Annotated in this window: 18 protein-coding genes; all 18 read right to left on the bottom strand. The window is 34.7% G+C overall.

All coding sequences use genetic code 11. The features are described from left to right. Nucleotides 1–333: 333 nt before the first annotated feature. Nucleotides 334–1,188, bottom strand: a complete 855-nt coding sequence (locus BBF96_RS05015; protein WP_127016134.1) for an ABC transporter permease — start codon at nucleotides 1,186–1,188, stop codon at nucleotides 334–336. Then, nucleotides 1,181–1,915: an ABC transporter ATP-binding protein gene (locus tag BBF96_RS05010; RefSeq protein WP_236777880.1), complete on the bottom strand. Its 735-nt coding sequence runs from the start codon at nucleotides 1,913–1,915 to the stop codon at nucleotides 1,181–1,183. The genes BBF96_RS05015 and BBF96_RS05010 overlap by 8 nt, the downstream gene beginning before the upstream one ends. Before the next feature lie 55 nt (nucleotides 1,916–1,970). Then, nucleotides 1,971–2,963 carry an ABC transporter substrate-binding protein gene (locus tag BBF96_RS05005; protein ID WP_127016132.1) on the bottom strand — a complete coding sequence of 331 codons (993 nt, stop codon included), beginning with the start codon at nucleotides 2,961–2,963 and terminating at the stop codon, nucleotides 1,971–1,973. Nucleotides 2,964–3,332: 369 nt separating this feature from the next. Continuing rightward, nucleotides 3,333–3,962 (bottom strand): tetratricopeptide repeat protein, encoded by a 630-nt coding sequence (locus BBF96_RS05000; RefSeq protein ID WP_127016131.1) that lies wholly within the window; start codon nucleotides 3,960–3,962, stop codon nucleotides 3,333–3,335. 105 nt (nucleotides 3,963–4,067) lie between these two features. Next, nucleotides 4,068–5,387: a TIGR00366 family protein gene (locus BBF96_RS04995; protein ID WP_127018190.1), complete on the bottom strand. Its 1,320-nt coding sequence runs from the start codon at nucleotides 5,385–5,387 to the stop codon at nucleotides 4,068–4,070. A gap of 147 nt (nucleotides 5,388–5,534) precedes the next feature. Further along, nucleotides 5,535–6,707 carry an LL-diaminopimelate aminotransferase gene (locus BBF96_RS04990; RefSeq protein WP_127016130.1) on the bottom strand — a complete coding sequence of 391 codons (1,173 nt, stop codon included), beginning with the start codon at nucleotides 6,705–6,707 and terminating at the stop codon, nucleotides 5,535–5,537. 251 nt (nucleotides 6,708–6,958) lie between these two features. After that, nucleotides 6,959–7,798: a diaminopimelate epimerase gene (dapF, locus tag BBF96_RS04985; RefSeq protein ID WP_236777879.1), complete on the bottom strand. Its 840-nt coding sequence runs from the start codon at nucleotides 7,796–7,798 to the stop codon at nucleotides 6,959–6,961. A gap of 171 nt (nucleotides 7,799–7,969) precedes the next feature. Continuing rightward, on the bottom strand, nucleotides 7,970–8,230 hold the full coding sequence (gene hfq, locus BBF96_RS04980) for an RNA chaperone Hfq (RefSeq protein WP_127016129.1): 261 nt from the start codon (nucleotides 8,228–8,230) through the stop codon (nucleotides 7,970–7,972). Nucleotides 8,231–8,277: 47 nt separating this feature from the next. Further along, a complete protein-coding gene (locus tag BBF96_RS04975) occupies nucleotides 8,278–8,481 on the bottom strand; it encodes a hypothetical protein (protein WP_127016128.1) in 204 nt (67 codons plus the stop codon). Beyond that, on the bottom strand, nucleotides 8,474–9,067 hold the full coding sequence (locus tag BBF96_RS04970; RefSeq protein ID WP_127016127.1) for a hypothetical protein: 594 nt from the start codon (nucleotides 9,065–9,067) through the stop codon (nucleotides 8,474–8,476). The genes BBF96_RS04975 and BBF96_RS04970 overlap by 8 nt, the downstream gene beginning before the upstream one ends. Then, a complete protein-coding gene (locus tag BBF96_RS04965; RefSeq protein WP_127016126.1) occupies nucleotides 9,048–9,653 on the bottom strand; it encodes a GTPase in 606 nt (201 codons plus the stop codon). The genes BBF96_RS04970 and BBF96_RS04965 overlap by 20 nt, the downstream gene beginning before the upstream one ends. Beyond that, nucleotides 9,638–10,624 carry an AAA family ATPase gene (locus tag BBF96_RS04960; protein ID WP_205665715.1) on the bottom strand — a complete coding sequence of 329 codons (987 nt, stop codon included), beginning with the start codon at nucleotides 10,622–10,624 and terminating at the stop codon, nucleotides 9,638–9,640. Before BBF96_RS04960 ends, BBF96_RS04965 begins: the two co-directional genes overlap by 16 nt. Nucleotides 10,625–10,768: 144 nt before the next feature. Then, a complete protein-coding gene (gene hemB / locus BBF96_RS04955) occupies nucleotides 10,769–11,746 on the bottom strand; it encodes a porphobilinogen synthase (RefSeq protein ID WP_127016125.1) in 978 nt (325 codons plus the stop codon). Nucleotides 11,747–11,884: 138 nt separating this feature from the next. After that, nucleotides 11,885–12,301, bottom strand: coding sequence for a secondary thiamine-phosphate synthase enzyme YjbQ (locus tag BBF96_RS04950; RefSeq protein ID WP_127016124.1), 417 nt, complete (start codon nucleotides 12,299–12,301; stop codon nucleotides 11,885–11,887). Between the two features lie 426 nt (nucleotides 12,302–12,727). Beyond that, the gene (locus BBF96_RS04945) at nucleotides 12,728–13,066 is read right to left on the bottom strand and encodes a DUF2202 domain-containing protein (protein WP_127016123.1); all 339 of its coding nucleotides are present in this window, start codon (nucleotides 13,064–13,066) and stop codon (nucleotides 12,728–12,730) included. 113 nt (nucleotides 13,067–13,179) lie between these two features. Continuing rightward, nucleotides 13,180–15,144, bottom strand: coding sequence for a methyl-accepting chemotaxis protein (locus tag BBF96_RS04940; RefSeq protein ID WP_127016122.1), 1,965 nt, complete (start codon nucleotides 15,142–15,144; stop codon nucleotides 13,180–13,182). 149 nt (nucleotides 15,145–15,293) lie between these two features. Beyond that, nucleotides 15,294–15,542 carry an AbrB/MazE/SpoVT family DNA-binding domain-containing protein gene (locus BBF96_RS04935; RefSeq protein ID WP_127016121.1) on the bottom strand — a complete coding sequence of 83 codons (249 nt, stop codon included), beginning with the start codon at nucleotides 15,540–15,542 and terminating at the stop codon, nucleotides 15,294–15,296. Nucleotides 15,543–16,124: 582 nt separating this feature from the next. Next, complete coding sequence (locus tag BBF96_RS04930) at nucleotides 16,125–17,243, bottom strand: deoxyguanosinetriphosphate triphosphohydrolase family protein (RefSeq protein ID WP_127016120.1); 1,119 nt, start codon at nucleotides 17,241–17,243, stop codon at nucleotides 16,125–16,127. Between the last annotated feature and the right edge of the window lie 183 nt (nucleotides 17,244–17,426).

Raw genomic sequence — 17,426 nt, 5'->3', positions numbered from 1 at the left:
GATGAGGTTTTATTTCGATTGAAATCTTACTAAGATAGTTTAACGAAAAATTTCTATGGCACTCAAAATTAGTTTTTTGAATTTAATCATTTATAAATGTTAAGATTTAATTTTTTACTTAATTTAATTGTATTTTCAAACTCGTTTATCATATAAGACTGAACCATTTATGTGTGCAGATTTTCAATTTCTTTATAAAGTTCTATAGTTTTCATTTTTAATGCCTCCTAATTCATACCTTTCCAAAATACTAATTTAATATTCCTATAAAAAACGGTGATTTTTTAAATAAAAATAAATGCCTAATGGGAATTAACTCCATTAGGCATTTATTTATTCTGTTTTACTATTGGTATTCCATTTAACGACCCATTTTTCTAATAAAGCAATAATATAGTACATCAAAAATGCTACAATGCAAAGAATTAATACACTGGACATAACCAGGCTTAAGTTAAATACCTGTCCCCCATAGATAATAAGATATCCGAGACCAGCTTTAGAAACCAGAAACTCTCCAACGATAGTTCCAACCAGAGATAAGCCAACATTGATTTTTAAAGCAGAGAAAAAAGTAGGTAAACTGGCTGGTAGAATAACTTTTTTAAGAATCTGAAATTTGGTTGCACCAAAAGTTAGAAGTAATTTGATCTTGTTTTCCTCAACTTCCATAAATCCATTATGTAAAGTCATGATTGTAACAATAACTGATATGGCAAGAGCCATTGCAATTATAGCAGGAGTATCATTAGATAACCAGATGATAAATATAGGACCCAATGCAACTTTGGGAATAGCATTTAAAACCACAATATAAGGTTCAAGAAGTTGAGAGAGATAATCAGACCACCAGAGTGCTATAGCAACAATCGCACCTATTAGTGTTCCTGATAGAAATCCTATAACTGTTTCAGATACGGTGACCCAGATATGTGTCCACAAATCGCCTTTAATAACCATTTTGGCTAATGTGACCCATATTCTGGTTGGTTGGCTGGTTATAAAGGAATTGATTAGTTTATATCTGGCAGCTAATTCCCATAAGAAAAAAAATGCAATCAGGATAAAAATTTGAAGTATAAGAATACTTAAATCACGCAGCCTCTGTTTTTTCAAATATTGTGCATGTTCTTCAGTTACTGCTCCCTTTTTCAGCCAAGCCGTAATCCAATTTTTGAGCTTAGACATGGATATCCAGCTCCTCCCAGATAATATTGAAATATCTCTGGAATCTGGGTATCTCCCGTTTTTTAATTGGGGTCAGGTCTGGATCTTCAAAATCTATCTCTACAATTCTCTTTATAGATGCTGGGCGTTTAGTCAGAATAACTACTCTATTGGAAACACTTATTGCTTCTGCAATATCATGTGTTACCAGAATAACTGTTTTCTTTTGTTCCCTTAAAATCAGATACATCTCATCTTCCATACTTAATTTGGTTTGATAGTCAAGAGCTGAAAATGGTTCATCTAAAAGGAGGATTTCAGGATCAATAGCCAGAGTACGAATTAGTGCTGCTCTTTGGCGCATTCCTCCTGAAAGTTGATTTGGATAATAATCTTCAAATCCTTTAAGTCCGTATTTTTGCAACAATTCTCTGGTCTTTGCACAGTTTTCAGGAGTCAGTTTATTCTGTACTTCCAAACCCAGAATAGCATTTTTATAAATGGTCCTCCATTCATATAGATAATCTTCCTGAAGCATATAGCCTACTTTGCTATTTATACCTGAGACCAATTCACCATCAATATAAATTTCTCCTGATGTTGCTTTAATCAAGCCTGAAATTAAAGAAAGGATCGTACTTTTACCACAACCGCTTGGTCCCACTATGCTGATGAATTCATTTTCTTTAATGGTTAGATTAAGATCTCTAATTGCTTCTGTCTCTCCTTCTCTGGTTAAATATTTCATTCCTACGTTTTTTAATTCTACTTTATAAATAATATCACCATCCTTTCTGTCAATCTTATTGAATCATTTCTACTGCTTTTTTCGCAAAAATGGTATTTACCAAAACTTCATATGGAGCTTTTTCGTCCAATACTCCTGCTTCGATAACGATATCCTGCCAGTGATCAAATACTTCTTTAGTTAGAATGGGATTATGAGCCCAGGTATCCTGTTCTAAATATCTTTTGACTACACTATAAAGAAGTTCAGGATCAGTATCAGGGAAAAAGGATTGTATAGTATTTGTAATTTCATCTATAGAGTGACTGTAAACCCACTTCTGAGCACGATAAATAGCATTAGTAAATTTTTGAATGATCTCTGGATTTTCCTCAATATACTTTTTTCGAGCTATATAAACAGTGTAAGGAACAGGATCTGCTGATGCACCTAACGATGCAACCACATAACCTACTTTCTCACTTTCCAGGCGGGATGCACTGGGTTCAAATAACTGAACAAAGTCACCCAGCCCACCAGAAAAGGCACCTGCATTGGCGGTAAAGTCAAGATTGGTAATAATTTTAACGTCTTTTTGTGGAATAATTCCGTGTCTCTTTAAAACCCATTCTAAAACCATTTGCGGTGCTCCACCAGGGCGGTTACCAACAATAACTTTACCCCTTACATCTTCCCAGGTAAAGTCAGGCATGGGTTTGCGTGCTAATAGGAAAGAGCCAGCCCGATTTGTTAACTGGGCAAAATTAACCAGATAGTTTTCTGCCCCCTGTTTGTAAATATAAATGGTTGTTTCAGGACCAATGAGTGCAATATCACAGGCATTGGTTATGAGGGCAGTAGCAGCCTTATCACCGCCCCAGGCTGTACTTAATTCAACATTTAATTTTTCATCTTCAAAATACCCTAAATTAAAGGCTATGTATTGGGGTACGTAAAATATAGAATGAACCACTTCACATAACCTGACCTTAATTAACTCTTCTGCATACGCTGCACCGGTCATAAATAGGAGTAAAATTGTAAGGGTAAAAACAAATAAACGGTTCATATTCAAAACACCTCCAGAAAATTATTCACACACTATACTATGTAATAGGCTAGCTCAGTGTGCAAAAGAGTTAATTTAATCTTTTCATGGTTATACTGCAAAAAGCTAATTTTGAGTACCATAGAAATTTTTCGTTAAACCATCTAAGGTTCGAAGAATTTCTTTATGAAGCAAAAAATTAGCTTTTTGCAGTAAAATCTTTCATAAATTAAAAAAGGGTCCGAAACAGTTATCATTCGGCCCCCTATATTTAATAGAAATGTTCTCTTCACCTATAAACTCCTTTTGAATTTTGTTTATCGATAATGCTTAAGGAAAAGATATAATTTCTTCTCCCCTCTTAAACTGGGTTTTAAAATCTGTTTAATATTATGATTCATCATTTAAAAAGTCCAACCCAATATTTCCTGATTTTCCCATATACCACATTGCCTTAAACAACTGTCCTTTTTGATAATAAATTAAACCAAGAATCAAATAGGTGTAGTTATTTTTCTCAATCTTTATTGCTTTTTTTAATGTTTTAATAGCCTCATCATAATCTTCTAAAATTCCCTGAACAAGAGCCAAATAGTTGTATGCCCAAATATTTTCAGCATCCAATTCGATAATTTTTTGGAAGAAAATTTTAGATTTGTTGAACTGACCGTTAGCATAATAAGCAAAAGCGAGATAATTTAAGGTAAATAAATTTTCCGTGTTTTTTTTATACTCTAACTCATATTCTCTAATAATTTCACGAGTCATTTTCTTTCCATCTAATTTTTGCAAATTTTTTAACTCATTCATTGCACTTTTTAAATCACCCAAATTAGCATAGGCGACGGCCAATCTGAATCTGGCCTTGATATCATCGGGAGAATTGGCAAGTTTCTCTTTATTAGCAGTTATAACTTTAATCCATTCATCTTCTATGATACTTACAGCTTTAAGTTGTGGGCTGAGAATCCAGAGGAGAATCAATAACATTATTGGGATAATGCTAATTTTAATTTTCACTTCAAGTCATCCCCTCAAGATAGTTATATTACATAATTCTTCTCTTGAGAAAAAAATCCTTCAAAATTAATAAACCTCTCCAGCATTTGGAGAGGTTTGTCTTTATTAGAGAAAAATTAATCCCAGGCTGATAAAGATTCCGGAGATTAACATAGCAACTACACAATAACCCATGATATCTTTGGCGTTTAACCCGGCAATACCTAAAGCAGGCAGAGCCCAGAAAGGCTGGACCATATTTGTCCAGGCATCACCCCAGGCTACAGCCATAACCGTCTTAGCTGCAGGAACACCCAGCTCAATACCTGCGGGTAACATAATAGGAGCCTGTACTGCCCATTGGCCGCCGCCAGATGGTACAAAAAAGTTTATAATTCCAGCACTCAAGAAAGTGAAAAGTGGAAAAGTATACTTATTAGAAATACTTACAAACCAGTTGGATATCATGGCAGCAAGTCCTGAACCTACCATCATTCCCATAATACCAGCATAGAATGGGAACTGAAGGATAATTCCCCCTGCTCCTTTTACAGCTTCTCCAACAGCTTTTACATAGCGAATAGGAGTTTGGTGAAGCAGGATTCCAACAAAGAGGAAAGTGAAGTTTAAAATATTTAAATTCAGGCTAAAACCATTAGTAGTAAAATAGTAAATTATATAAATCAATCCCATACCACCAATTATGTAAGAGATGATCTTACTATTTTCCAATCTTTCCGCAGGAGTCATTTCTGATGCAGCAGCCTGATATATTTTGCTTTTTTCTTCTAAAAGAGCTGGGTCAATTTCTATTACATCTTCTTTTTTTGGCATCATTGCTCTGTTAACAAAAGGCATAATTATAATGAGCACAATAACAATGATTAAATTAAATGGAGCAAATATTGTCTGAGAAGTTGGAATAATTCCTATCAATGCTTCGTTTACATGATTAGGAGTAGCTACTGCTAAAGGTGCCGAACCGGAAAGCCCACCATGCCAGACCAGAAAACCAATATAAGCACTGGCAATAAGCAGAGGATAATCTACACCTTTAACTTTTTTAGCTATCTCTTTTGCTAACAGAGCACCTGTTACCAATCCGAAGCCCCAGTGAATCCAGGATGCTATTAAAGCTACTACGGAAGTTATCAAAATAGCTTTTCCTGGTGAGGAACATCTGTCAGCAATCTTTTTAAGAAATTTTTTAACTATAGGTGAGCTGGCTAAAGCATGGCCGGTAATTAAAATTAAACACATCTGCATAGAGAAAGTGAGAAGTTTCCAGAATCCATCACTCCAATGCTGAATCATACCCATAAACCCACTATCCGTAAAAACCAAACCCATCACAAAAACAATAAATGTCAGGAGCACTGCAAAGATAAATGGATCAGGTAAATACTTTTGTACCAACTTTACAAAAAAGTTTGACATTTTTTGAATCATAAAATTTCTCCCTCCTTTTTAATTCTCACTGGGTTGTAAGTAAATAATGGGTCTATAACCATATTTGTTTTTTTAGACGTTTCTATAAATTATCCTTCTTTTTCCATTTAAAAAAAGAGAACCCTCATTTAAGAGGATTCTCTTCTAAGAACTATAACGAATTCCACTATCCTTTATTCTTTGGAAAGCTTCTTTGATTCGATCCTCACTTACTGTTAGTGATAATCGAACATAACCTTCTCCATACTTACCATAACCAATACCAGGTGTGAAAAATACACCGGTCTTTTTAAAGACCTCTTTTGAAAACTCTTCTGATGTATAACCCTTTGGAACAGGAAGCCAGACATAGAAAGTAGCTTTATTCGGCTGTACTGGCCAACCCAACTCTTTAAGATAGGAAAGCACTAGATCACGGCGGCGTTTATAAAGATCATTGATCTCATCAACAGAATTTTGAGGGCCAGTCAATGCTTCAATTCCAGCATACTGAACTGCTTCAAAAATCCCTGAATCCACATTTGTTTTAATCCGCCCTAAAGCATTCACAATTTCAGCATTACCTACCAGAGCGCCAATCCGCCATCCTGTCATATTATATGTTTTCGATAATGAATAAAATTCTACCGCAATTTCTTTGGCTCGCGGTATTTCTAATATACTCAGTGGTTGGTATCCATCAAATGCTATTTCTGAATAAGCTGCATCATGAGCCACAATTATATCATATTCATATGCAAATTGAATTACCTCTTCAAAAAATTCTCTGGTTGCCACTGCTCCTGTAGGATTATTCGGATAGTTTAAAAACATAAGTTTAGCCTTTTTAGCGATTTGATGATCAATCTCATCTAAATCTGGAAGAAAATCATTTTCTTTCAGAAGAGGCATCATATAAGGAGTAGCATTACATAGAATTGTAGCTGTTTTATAGACAGGATAGGCAGGATCTGGAACCAAAGCTATATCGCCGGGATTTAAAATACACCAGGGAAGATGAGCAATTCCCTCTTTAGTACCGATAAGGGCCAGCACTTCTTTATCCGGATCCAGACTAACTCCAAATCGTTTTTGATAAAAATCAGCTATAGCCTTACGAAAACTGTACATTCCAATATAGGAAGGATAAGAATGGGTATTAGGATCCTGAATGGCTTCTATAGCCTTATTAACAATATGACGTGGCGTCGGTTGATCAGGATCCCCAATTCCAAAGCTGATTACATCTACTTTTTTTGCTTTGGCTTCAGCAATCATGGCATCAATTTCAGCAAATAAGTAAGGAGGTAAATTTTGGACACGTTGTGCAAGTTCCATCTTATTCACTCACTTTCATTAAATTTTAAATATGATTTTACTGTAAAAAGCTAATTTTTCGCTTCAAAAGAAATTTTTAGAACCACCTAAAGTTCGATTTCAGTCGAAATAAGACACACTAATCAATGGGTCATCCTGACCCTTGATTAGCTCATCAATCCTCATATGAGACCTTATTTCGACTGAAATCTCACTCAAATGGTTAAACGAAAAATTTCTATGGTGCTCAAAATTAGCTTTCTGCAGTTTAATCAAATATTAATTTGTCCTGTATAAACATAGGTAGCTGGACCTGTCATATATACATGGTCATCCTTTGCCCACTTTATAAATAAATCTCCCCCAGGCAAATGAACAGTAACTTCAGGAACTGTTAAATCATTTTTGACACAGGCAACTACCGAGGCACAAGCTCCGGTTCCACAGGCCAGAGTTAATCCTGCACCACGCTCCCAAACCCGCATCTTAATTTCTTTACGATTTAATACCTCGACAAATTCTACATTGACTCTAGCTGGAAAGATTGGATCACATTCAATTATCGGTCCTACTTTTTCAACTGGGTAATGGTCTACATCATCTACAAAAATAACGCAGTGGGGATTACCCATAGATAAAGCATTGATACGGTAGTAACCATCACCAACCCGAACTTTTTTATCGATTACTTCCTGAGTAGGTAAATTTATGGGTATTTCATCTGGTTTAAAACGGGGTTTACCCATATCAACCTGAACGCTGACCACTTTCCCCTCAACAACATTTACTTTGGGAACCATTACCCCAGCTCTAGTTTCAATTCTGAATTCTTCTAAATCTACCATTTTCTTTTCATAGACGTATTTTGCAAAACAACGGATGGCATTACCACACATATCTGCTTCACTGCCATCAGAGTTATATATGGTCATCTTGAAGTGATTTTCTTTCTTTTCAGGGGGTTGAATCAGTACCAGACCATCTGCACCAATACCCAGTTGACGGTGGCACCAGTCTTTAGCCAAATTTTGATAATCAATCTCTGGTTCAGTAAAAAGGTTTACCAGAATAAAATCATTTCCAAGTCCATGCATTTTAATAAAATTTATCAATAAACTTCACCCTTTCAAAAATAAATTTGATGGTTTTAGTAAAAGGATTCAAAAAAGTAGATATGTAACTTATATGTAATACTAGTGAAAAAGATTGATAGTTTACTCTATCAATCTTTTTCATTATTAATTATGTACTTTTCTTAGTTTTACTAGTACCTAACGCAAAAATTATTTCTCAGTATCTTTTTCTTCCTTATTTTCGAATCGACTGAAAAGATTTTCAACTTTTACCTGAGGAATTATTGTAGAGATTGCATGTTTATACACCATCTGTTGGCGTCCATCACTGTCAAGAATAATCGTAAAATTATCAAAACCTTTAACATAACCTTTTAACTGAAAACCATTTACAAGATAGATGGTAACTCCGATATTATCCCGGCGTACCTGATTTAAAAAGCTATCTTGTAGATTAAATTGGTTTTTCATTTATATGCCTCCTTCAATTTTTATTCTAATTTTAATTTCTACAAAATTTAAAGTTTCCCTGCACAATCTTGAAAATTTTTGGTTATACCGCAAATTACACATTCTCCCTCTTCCAGAGAACGACGTTTAATCTCCAGGGGAGCCTGTTTTAAGCCCTTGTGGAAACCTTCATCTAATCCTACTCTTCTTCCTATCCAAAATCCTAACAAAAACATTACCATACTTATGAGCATAATCCAACCTTCATTCATCGGTTATCAACTTCTTCCCATGTTCTAAAGCTGTTAAAACTATTGGTAAAGAGATAAAAACCAAAAAAGTCTTTTTTACATCTAAAATGATAGCCGTAATAAGACAGATCAGACAGAAAATAATAGATTCCCAAAATCCAAACCGAATCACAAAATTACGGCGTGAAAATTTGGCATCTGTATAGTAATCGAGAAGATCGTCAAATAATTGTACAGATAAAATAACGGTAAAAGAACCAATCATCTCATGAATCCCAAAAATTAAGATTCCAAAAACTCCAAAAATAATAGATTCCTCTAAAGCATTCCAGCCTATTGGTAAAATCCGTCTAAGATCATGCCCCATTCCAACTAAATAACTGGCTAGAAAAAGCGAGCCAGATAAAGCGGGTCTTAAGGCCATACAGACAACAATAGCAAGTAAAGTGTATGGTAATATAGCTTTATCAAGAATCATTGCTAAAGTCTGTTTCTCTTCTATTTTATCTAATTCCTGGTCTAAATAATCATCCATCAGCTTAATTACTATGCCTGTTAAAAAAATAACCATCCACTTAATAAAAAGATTAAAGATTACGCCAAACAAAACTTTTCACCTCGCGAAACCCCATCTGATAAAGTGCAGAGATGGGAATGATCAGTACTTTTTCCAGTTCTTTTTTAAGGAATTTAATTCCCCGTTCTGTTCCTTTGAGGTCGATTTTATTGGCAAGAATTGCATAAGCCTGATATGAACTTATATAGTTCATTATCATCTGATCTATTAAAGGAATTTTCATTTCTTCGTTTTCTATAATTTTAGACAGATCTATGAGATGTAGGACAATCTCACTTTCTCTGATTTTTCTGATTGTCTGGGCCATTGCCCGCCTGACTTCATAATCTGGATGTATTCCATCAGCTAGACCGCAACTATCAATTAATGTTAAACTACCCTTACTTTTTCTTAACGGCAGTTCCAAGTTCACAGAATAAAGAGAACGGGTTCTGTTGGGTTCTGGTGAAATTAATTCTTCTCTTGCTTCATCAATTTCATATGTATAGGTTGCCATATAACCAGCAGGTTGTTTGATTGTCATACGTATTTGCTTTAAACCCAAATATTCAGCAAAATTTAAGGTAAAACAGGTCTTACCAACGTTAGGCATACCAATAACTAGACATCTTGACATTCTTCCACCCCTTTTTCCAGATCCTCGCGCTTAAGATACATCAGCTCTTCACGTCGGTATTCTTCCTGATTAAGAAGTCTTACTGCCTGACTTCGGATCGCTCTTTCGATAATATTACGCACAGTACGGGCATTTCCTGATTCCAGTTCACCTTTAGCCTGTAAAGTTAAGAGTAGCTGATAAAGATAAGTTTTAGCTTCAAGTGTAAATTTATAATCTCTATCAAGGGCTAATTTTTCTCCAATAGCAATCAACTCTTTTAAAGTATAATCTTCGAAATTTAGTTGTAGAGGAAATCGGGATTTGAGCCCTGGATTTGTAATGAGAAATTCGTCCATCTCTTTAGGATATCCGGCAAGGATGATAACAAGCGAATTTTTATAATCTTCTAAAGCCTTAACCATAGTATCAATGGCTTCTTTACCAAAATCCCGTTCTCCTCCCCGGGCCAGGGAATAGGCTTCATCAATAAATAGTACTCCTCCAAGAGCCTTTTGAATCATTTTACGGGTTTTTTGAGCAGTATGACCTATATATTCACCTACTAAATCAGCCCTTTCAGCTTCAATCATATGGCCTTTTTCTAAAACCCCTAATTCTTTCAATATTTTACTCAAAATTCGTGCCACAGTGGTTTTACCTGTACCAGGATTTCCTTTAAAGATCATGTGCATAACTAAAGGTTCAGTTTTTAATCCCACATGTTGGCGGCGTTTCTGAATTTCAATAAAAGCCCTATATTCGTGGATGAGTTTTTTAACTTTCTTTAATCCAATTAACCCATCTAGTTCGGCCAATAGTTCTTCTAACTGATTAGGATTTTCATTATTATCATATATTTTTGTAGTATAGTCCAGAACAGTTGTTTGATTTAGCAAATTAAATGCTTTAGTAATGGTAATCTCCCCATTCTCCAGTCGATGAAGAATTTCATTAGTCATACTGTTGTTATATTTTCTTTTGCGAGGCATTTCTAATCACCTCACAGTTTTGATTGTCCACAAAAATATTTAACCTTACTCTATTAATTAATATATGTATCAGGATGGTAAGGTGTGCAACATAAAAAGAAGGAAAAATAAAAAATTAAGCGTAGTGTTATCACTACGCTTAATCTATGACTGCAAAAGTTTTGCTACCTCTTTTGCAAAATAGGTAATGATAATATCTGCACCGGCACGTTTCATACTAACCATCATCTCCATTATAACGTTTTTCTCATCAATCCATCCTTTTTCAGCCGCAGCTTTAACCATTGCATATTCACCGCTTACATTGTAGCAAGCAATAGGGAGGTCGAAATTATCAGCAAGAGCTTTGACTACATCCAAATATGCCAGTCCCGGCTTGACCATCAAAATATCTGCTCCCTCTTTGACATCCAGACGCGCCTCCCGTAAAGCTTCCTGTATATTGGGTGGATCCATCTGATAAGAACGGCGGTCTCCCTGTTTAGGTGCCGAATGAGCGGCATTCCGGAAAGGTCCATAAAAGTTAGAAGCATATTTTACAGCATAGGAAAGAATCGGGATATGACTGAAACCGTTTTTATCTAATTTTTTACGAATAGCTGCAATTCGTCCATCCATCATATCAGAAGGAGCTACCATATCTGCACCAGCCAGAACGTGAGAAAGTGCAGTTTTGGCAAGAAGTTCTAATGTGGAATCATTATCCACCTCACCTTCTTTAGTTAATCTACCGCAATGTCCGTGATCTGTATATTGACATAGACATACGTCAGTAATTACTAATAAATTTGGATATTTTTCTTTAATCTTTTGGCAAGCCTGCTGGACAATTCCATCTTCCGCCCAGGCTGCAGAGCCAATCTCATCTTTAGCATCGGGAACTCCAAAGAGTAAAATTCCCGGGATTCTAAGTTCTACTATCTCAGCCACTTCTTCTAATACCCTATCAACAGACCAGTGATAATTACCGGGTAAGGAAGAAATCTCAGATTTAATGTTTTCTCCGTGGGTTATAAAGATGGGATAAATTAAATCATCAACATGAACATAATTTTCCCGAATCAAACGCCGAATGCCCTCCGTTCTCCGCAGGCGACGGGGACGTTGGATCAAATCATACATTGTTTCAGCTCCTTTCAATGAGAAATTTCTCATAACATAATTTCACGGGCTCATCTCCACTTTGCTAACATTTTATAATCAAATGTAAAAAGAGTTAAAAAAATCAATTGAATAAGGCAACCGAATCTATAATTTAGCTTATTCTCCGATAATTTTTACTAAAACCCGTTTTCTCCGTTTGCCATCAAATTCACCATAAAAAATCTGTTCCCAGGGGCCAAGATCGAGTTTTCCATTTGTAACAGCTACAACTACTTCCCTTCCCATTATAGTGCGTTTTAAATGGGCATCGGCATTATCCTCAAATCCGTTATGATAATAACGAGAGTACGGTTTTTCTGGTGCCAGTTCTTCCAACCAATTTTCAAAATCCTGATGCAAACCTGATTCATCATCATTGATAAAAACACTGGCAGTGATATGCATTGCATTGCAGAGAAGCAGACCTTCTTTAATACCACTCTCTTTTAAACATTCCTCAACCTGTGGAGTAATATTAACAAATCCCCTTCTTTTGTCCAGTTCAAACCATAGTTCCTTACGATAACTTTTCATTATCTTTTTTCCTCCTTTCTCGACCATAATTTTACCATACATTCAGTTAAATTGAAATATTGAATCTATGATTATACTGCCAAAAGCTAATTTTGAGCGACATATAAACTATCTTAGCGAGATTTCCGATGAAATAAGGCCTCATCACAGGAGGTGATGAACTAATCAAGGGCCAGGAGGTCCCTTTGATTAGGTAGCCTTATTTTGTCGGAAATCGAGCTTTAGATGGTTTGAAAAAATTCTTTAAGGAGCGAAAAATTAACTTTTTACAGTATAATTATCTACAAATTTTAAAACCCATCTCATTGTGAGATGGGTTTTAACTTAAATCTGTTGTTAGTTTTTTCTAATACTTAAAATAAGGATCAGTAATTACAGTAGCTTTTTCCTGTAAACTGCTTACTATTTGCTCAAAATCGCTTTACTTTATGTAATGACATCTTCTTTAACCGGATCCTCAAGTTCATATCTGTTTATCAACAAAGCAACAGCCCCCATATGAGTTATCTCACTTTTTGCGATATTTTGAAAAATATTTAAACTCCACTTTTCATACAGTTTAAGATAAACATCTCTGGTCAGTTTTTCTTCTTCTCTCATGAGAATAATACCGTCTCTTTCAGACTCGCTTAAACTTCTTTTTGCTATAGAGGAAATCACGTTATCAATGGCAGAACTTAAATTTAAATCCTTGTTTCCTGCTATCAAAACCATATTAAAAGTAAACAGATAAATAAAAATTAATAGTATAATTTTTTTATTCATATTAAGTCTCCTATTTTTTAATTTTATTGTCTTTTAATTATACATCCACTTCTTAATCTTTAATAATAAACCTTTATCTCTCAACTAATTTTTCTGTAATCATATTATATTATTTAAATTTTAAATCTGTCTTTAAATTTTCCTAATTTTATAGAAAGTTCCTGTAAATGGGTAACCAGATTATTTAATCGTTCCATCATCTTCTCATTCTCTTCTGAACTGGCAGCAATCTCCTCAGCACTGGCAGCTGACTCCTGAGCCTGAGCTGCAACATCAGAGATATTATGATCAATAGCTTCACTAGCTTCAGTGATGCTGGCAATATGTTGGTTCATTTCTTCAAGCATTTTATCTACCGCCAGAATATCATCGACGATCTGACCAAAAGTTTTTCCAGCAATCTCTACAAAGTTTACACTTTGGTTAAATTCATTTGCCTGTGCTTCGACTTCTTTGCCAACCTGATCTACCATAGTCTGTACCTGTTGAATAATCTGACTGATTCGCTCAGTTGCTGTTCGTGACTCTTCAGCCAGATTACGAATCTCCTGAGCAACTACAGCAAACCCCATTCCAGATTGGCCATCTCGGGCAGCTTCAATAGAAGCATTTAAAGCCAACAGATTTGTCTGCTCCGTAAATTGAGTAATCAGATCAGTAATCTCATTAATTTCACGGGATTTAGATTTTAAATCTTCCATGTTGTAAATAATTTTCTGGATATTTTCATTTAAATCGGTAATCGTCTGTACAGCTTCATGAATTCCATTCTGACCTTTTCTAGCGTTATCTAATACCCGCGTAGAATTATCTTTAACTTCTCCCATTTTACCGGCAAATTCTTTGATTGATCCAAAAATATTGCTGGTCAACCTGGAAGATTCGGTTAGTTTGATAGATTGATTTTCAGCAATTTGTGCTAGATCATTGATAATTTTATTATTTTGACTATTAGAAGCAGCTATTTCTTGAAACGAACTGTATAACTTCCTACTTACATTGCGCACCTCTTGACTCGAATTTATCAGTAAAGATATCACTTCTTTTAGACTATCCGTCATCTGGTTAAAACTATCTGCAAGTTGAGCCATCTCATCTTTTCCACTTAATTTAGTATAAACAGTTAAATCTCCAGAAGCCACACTAAAAGCTGCAGACCGTAATATTTCCAGTGGTTTGATCAACATTCTTTGAACAAATGCGGTAATTAAAACTAGTGCAGTCAAAAATGCACAAATACTTATAAACAGAATAAATTTACTTACTTCCCGTTTAGAAGCGAAAGCTGTTTTATGTTCCTCCAACAACAATAAATAACTATCCAGAATTGGAATTGGCTTAAAGAAGGCCAAATATTTTCGCCCATCAATGGTAACCGACATACTTTTGGTTTCGTCAGTAGTCATTTCTGAAAAAAAGATTTCTTTGGAAAAATTCTTTCCGGTTAAGTAGTCCATACCACTTTTTGAAATAAAATAAAGTTCTTTTTTCTGTGATTCCAAATCTCCTGCAATTTTAGCCTTAAGGGCCTCTACACTAACTTCAAAAAAGACCAAACCAAAAGATTTTTTACCTAAAGAGTAAGCTGCCCCCGGAAAGATTAAAGAGATATGCCCGTCAGGTGACTGGTATGGACCATCCCAAACCATTAATTCCTCTAATGGACGATCTATCCATTTTTCTTCCCAGATCGGTCTTTGGTCAAACTCTTTTGGCAATTCTGGATATTCATAAGGTTGAGCGAGAGACGCCCCAACACCGGTAGGTATAATGTAAACCCGACGAATCATTGGAAATTCTGTAAAAAGTGAATCCATCTTTTGTTGAAATATGTTCATTGAACCCAACAGATAGAAACCAATAGTATTACCTTCAATGACCTGTCGTAAAGTTTTATTTAAATCATCCAGCTCATTCTTTAACTGGTTATAAATCTTATCCAATAAATACTGATTGATTTGGTTCACATTATTTTCTAAAACTCGGGACATTTTAAAATTAATAAATCCACTAATGATAGTAATTGGGATTATTAATGAGAGTAATACAACAATTAAAAATTTATTTTTGAGGCTCACGATTTCCTCCTCCTATTCTTTTTTTCTATACTTTCTACATAAATAAGTTATTTCCTCTTTTTAGATCATGTTTTTTTTGCTAATATCGAAAATCTTATGAAGATTATACATTAGTCTAAAAAAAAAAAGACCCCTGAAAAATTCAGGGGTTAACCAACCATTTCTAATAATTCTTTAATACAGTTTCTACAAACAATTTTATTTTTAATTTTAGTTGTATCACCGGCGCTTCCACAGAAAATGCAGCCAGGTTGATATTTCTTTAAAATAATCTGATCATCATCTACAAAAATTTCCAATGGGTCTTTTTCAGCAATACGTAATACCCTTCTCAATTCGATAGGAAGTACAACACGCCCTAATTCATCAACTTGTCTAACAACACCTGTTGCTTTCAATTTATTCACTCCTTTTGCTTTTTAAGTTATATAAATATTAATTATCCATAAATCCTAAATCTCCTGCAGAAAATTACGTTTTAAACAAAAAATTTTTTATTTTTTTTGTTTTAAGGCTAATTTTTAAGGATTAAAAAATATAAATTTGGATTAATTCCAATTCATGATTAAACTGCAAAAACTAATTTTGAGCGATATAGAAATTTTTCGTTAAACTACCTCAGTGAGATTTCAGTCGAACTATAGCTGGTTCGAAAAACTTCTTTTTAAACGAAAAATTAGCTTTTTGCAGTAAGATCATTCATAAATATATTCTACTATAATAGATGGTCTGTATCAAGAATTATTTTAAATGATTAAACGGCAAAAAGCTAATTTTGAACGATATAGAAATTTTTCGCTAAACCATCTTAGCGAGATTTCCGACGAAATAAGGCCTCATCACAGGAAGTGATGAGCTAATCAAGGGCCAGGAGGGCCCTTTGATTAGGAAGCCTTATTTCGGCGGAAATCGAGCTTTAGATGGTTCGAAAAAATTTCTCAAGAAACGAAAAATTAGCTTTTTGCAGTTTAACCTTTAAATTAATTACTGTTAAATGAATCAATGGGCTTTGGAATAAAGAACTCACGTACCATTTTAATTGCATATTGATCTGTCATTCCCGCAATATAATCATAAAGAATCTGCTGAATTGGCCAGCCTTCTCTCTCATAGACAGTTTGCATATCTTCAAGATATTTACCAAATTTTCTTTCTAGTGTAAATTCGCTTTCTTTATACCTATTAAAGTTAAGGCCATAACTTAAGAAAGTCTTTTCAAGCTGTTCATAGAGTAATCGAATAATTCGACGGCAGTATTTTGCGTAATGAAGTAGCTTTGGATGAAAATAGATATTCTTATAGTTAAATTCTTTCAATTCTACCATTAAAGAATGGACTTTTTGTGAAAAACCTATCTTGCCATTAGCATTTGACCATTTTATAACATCATGAACCATGACATCTATCATTTCTCCATTAGTCCGACCCAGGTCCTTAATAATTCTAGGAGGCAAATCCTTTATATCCACTAAACCAGCTCTAATTGCATCTTCTAAGTCCCGGCCTAGATAAGAAATCTTATCAGCAACACGGACAACACAACCTTCATATGTAGTTGGGTAAGTTGCACGATTTTTTATTTTAGATAAATCTTTCTGCTCCTTTGTTGGTTCAATCCACTGTTCAAATCGTTCACCACAATGTGATATGATACCATCCCTAACAGCATAAGTTAAATCAAGTCCTTGACCATCACGGGCCAGTACATCCACAACTCTTAGACTGTGAAGTTCATGTATAAATCCATGTTCTTTACTAATCTCGTTTAGAACTTCTTCCCCCGTATGCCCAAATGGTGCATGACCCAGGTCATGTCCTAGAGCAATTGCCTGGGCCAGATCGGTGTTAAGTCCCAGCCCCTTACAAATGGTAGCAGCAATTGAAGCTACATGTAGAACATGCTCGATCCGGGTACAGATATGATCATTTTCCGGTGCAAAGAAAAATTGAGTTTTATGTTTTAAACGCCTAAAAGGAAGTGAGTGAATAATGGCGGTTTGATCTCTAAAATATGGTCCACGAATATCTTCTTTCCGTTGATATTCCCGGGATAAATATATTTCTTCAGGTAATGGATTTTTAAACCTGTTTTCAGACATTATTATTCCTCCTCTCTAAAATCTTCAATATTCCAATTGGACTTCTTTAAACTGGTAATCTCATCTTATTATACCATAGAAAAAGATTGATTTACAAATCAATTTTAAAATTCTGATTATTATCAGTGTTATGGAAGCAATAAAAAAACTTCCTGCCTAATAACAGGAAGTTTTTTTTTATTT

It is taken from the genome of Anoxybacter fermentans (assembly GCF_003991135.1).
Classification (GTDB): Bacteria; Bacillota; Halanaerobiia; order DY22613; family DY22613; genus Anoxybacter; species Anoxybacter fermentans.
This window is presented reverse-complemented; position numbering and strand designations above follow the sequence as displayed.

Bases quoted from the DNA above. Each gene is read 5' to 3' on its own strand.
- BBF96_RS04975 (WP_127016128.1), bottom strand. From the start codon at position 8,481: ATGAATGAAGGTTGGATTATGCTCATAAGTATGGTAATGTTTTTGTTA.
- hfq (WP_127016129.1), bottom strand. From the start codon at position 8,230: ATGAAAAACCAATTTAATCTACAAGATAGCTTTTTAAATCAGGTACGC.
- BBF96_RS04950 (WP_127016124.1), bottom strand. From the start codon at position 12,301: ATGAAAAGTTATCGTAAGGAACTATGGTTTGAACTGGACAAAAGAAGG.
- BBF96_RS04965 (WP_127016126.1), bottom strand. From the start codon at position 9,653: ATGTCAAGATGTCTAGTTATTGGTATGCCTAACGTTGGTAAGACCTGT.
- BBF96_RS04960 (WP_205665715.1), bottom strand. From the start codon at position 10,624: ATGCCTCGCAAAAGAAAATATAACAACAGTATGACTAATGAAATTCTT.
- BBF96_RS04930 (WP_127016120.1), bottom strand. From the start codon at position 17,243: ATGTCTGAAAACAGGTTTAAAAATCCATTACCTGAAGAAATATATTTA.
- BBF96_RS05005 (WP_127016132.1), bottom strand. From the start codon at position 2,963: ATGAACCGTTTATTTGTTTTTACCCTTACAATTTTACTCCTATTTATG.
- BBF96_RS05015 (WP_127016134.1), bottom strand. From the start codon at position 1,188: ATGTCTAAGCTCAAAAATTGGATTACGGCTTGGCTGAAAAAGGGAGCA.
- hemB (WP_127016125.1), bottom strand. From the start codon at position 11,746: ATGTATGATTTGATCCAACGTCCCCGTCGCCTGCGGAGAACGGAGGGC.
- BBF96_RS04990 (WP_127016130.1), bottom strand. From the start codon at position 6,707: ATGGAACTTGCACAACGTGTCCAAAATTTACCTCCTTACTTATTTGCT.
- BBF96_RS04945 (WP_127016123.1), bottom strand. From the start codon at position 13,066: ATGAATAAAAAAATTATACTATTAATTTTTATTTATCTGTTTACTTTT.
- BBF96_RS05010 (WP_236777880.1), bottom strand. From the start codon at position 1,915: ATGAAATATTTAACCAGAGAAGGAGAGACAGAAGCAATTAGAGATCTT.